Genomic DNA, 2,153 nt, shown 5'->3' with positions numbered 1-2,153 from the left:
CACCTATTAGGGTGTTTTCGTCTATTTTATGTTCTTCTTCATTATTTTGTGCTAAAATTTCATCGTTTTTAGTTTCTTCTATATTTTCAGCTTTTTTTTTAGTTAGTTTTTCGTTTTTTTTTTCCTCTTCTTCTTTTATATATTCTTCATTCATCTGCTTTAATTTAGCCAAAAAATCATTGCTTTCTTTTTCTTCTTTTTTAGATTCTTCTTCTTTTCTCTCTTTTTCTTCCTCTTTATATTCCTCATTCATCTGTTTTAGTTTAGCCAAAAAATCATTACTATCTTCTTCTTTGTTTTGCTCTTCTTTCTTTTCTTCTTCTATTATTTTATTTTCTTCTTTATATTCCTCATTCATTTGTTTTAATTTATCTAAAAAATCATTGCTTTCTTTTTCTTCTTTTTTAGATTCTTCTTCTTTTCTCTCTTTTTCTTCCTCTTTATATTCCTCATTCATCTGTTTTAGTTTAGCCAAAAAATCATTACTATCTTCTTCTTTGTTTTGCTCTTCTTTCTTTTCTTCTTCTATTATTTTATTTTCTTCTTGACTATTTTGAACTGTTTCTGAATTGTTATTTATTTCTTCTTTAGATTCAATAGATAATAAATCATCGCTTGTTTTATTGCTGTTATTTTCTATAGAAGTATCAGAAGAACTATCAGAACTACTGTTTTCTATATAAGCTTTATACATTAATTCTTCTTCATCTGTTAAATCAGTAGTTTCATCTTCAGATTCATCTCTTTCTATATAGTTTTTATACATATTTATTTCTTCATCTGTCAATTCATTAATATCTTCTTTTTTATTAATATCTTCCAAATTATTAGTACTTTCTGAAGTATTTGTATATTCTCTGCCTTCTATATAGCTTTTATACATATCTATCTCTTCATTAGAAAGATTATTATCATCTAATTCATTGTTCTCTATGTATTCTTTATACATATTCACTTCTTCATCTGTGAGTTCATATACTTCACTATTATTTTCATCTGATATTTGATTATTATATATATTATTTTCTTCATTAGATAATTCATCAATTTCTAATTCTTCTATATCTTGTTTTATTTTATTCATATCCATATACTCTTTATTGTTATTATTTTGTATATATTTATATTCAATATTTTCATCTTTAGTTATTAAATCAAGCTCATTTCCAGATAACTCTATAATATCATCTTGATTGTTATTTTCATTAATATAATTTGACTCATCTATATAATCAACATCATCAATATCAGGTACATCAATATTATGAATATTTTCTGTAATAATGTTTTTATCATTATTGTCTAATGAATGTTCAATATTTTCTATTTCATCTAAGCCATCTGATACCATTTCTGCCATATCATCATTATTTTCATCAACAATTTCTATTATACTGTCATCATTTTCCAAAGAATTATTTTCAGCATATTCAATATTTTCTATCTCAGCTAAACCCTGCGATACTATATCAGCTATATTATTATTGTCGTATTCTGTATTGTCTAAGTTTTCAACTAAATCATCTAGTTTTTCTAACTCATCAATTATTTCATCATTATTTGTTTCATTATTTATAATAGCAGTGTCAATATTCTCTTCAATTTCTGTATTTTCTAAATTGTAATTATTATTTTCAAAGCTTTCAGATTCTAAATAATTATTTAAAGCATTATTGATTTCATCATTAACAGTGGTTTCAAAAGTGCTGTTGTTTTCGGTAATGTTAGCCTCATCAACTATGCTTTCATTATTGTTATCGATGTAACTCTCTTCATCAACAATTTCTATTACACTATCATCATTTTCCAAAGAATTATTTTCAGCATATTCAATATTTTCTATCTCAGCTAAACCCTGTGATACTATATCAGCTATATTATTATTATTGTCTTCGTATTCTGCATTGTCTAAGTTTTCAACTAAATCATCTAGTTTTTCTAACTCATCAATTACTTCATCATTATTTATAATAGCAGTATTAATATTCTCTTCAATTTCTGTATTTTCTAAATTGTAATCATTGTTTTCAAAGCTTTCAGATTCTAAATAATTATTTAAAGCATTATTGATTTCATCATTAACAGTAGTTTCAAAAGTGTTATCATTTTCAGTAATGTTAGCCTCATCAGCTGGGCTATCATTATTTTCTTCA

General features: G+C 24.3%; 1 pseudogene. It reads right to left on the bottom strand.

What is annotated here, in order from left to right:
* Positions 1-2,153, bottom strand: a pseudogene (locus E6A48_RS09355) (hypothetical protein); the annotation flags it as partial.

The sequence above is a fragment of the Brachyspira pilosicoli genome, from assembly GCF_019402445.1.
In the GTDB taxonomy this organism is placed as follows: domain Bacteria; phylum Spirochaetota; class Brachyspiria; order Brachyspirales; family Brachyspiraceae; genus Brachyspira; species Brachyspira pilosicoli_B.
The sequence above is the reverse complement of the archived record's forward strand: the minus strand, read 5'-3'. Positions and strand labels throughout refer to the sequence as shown.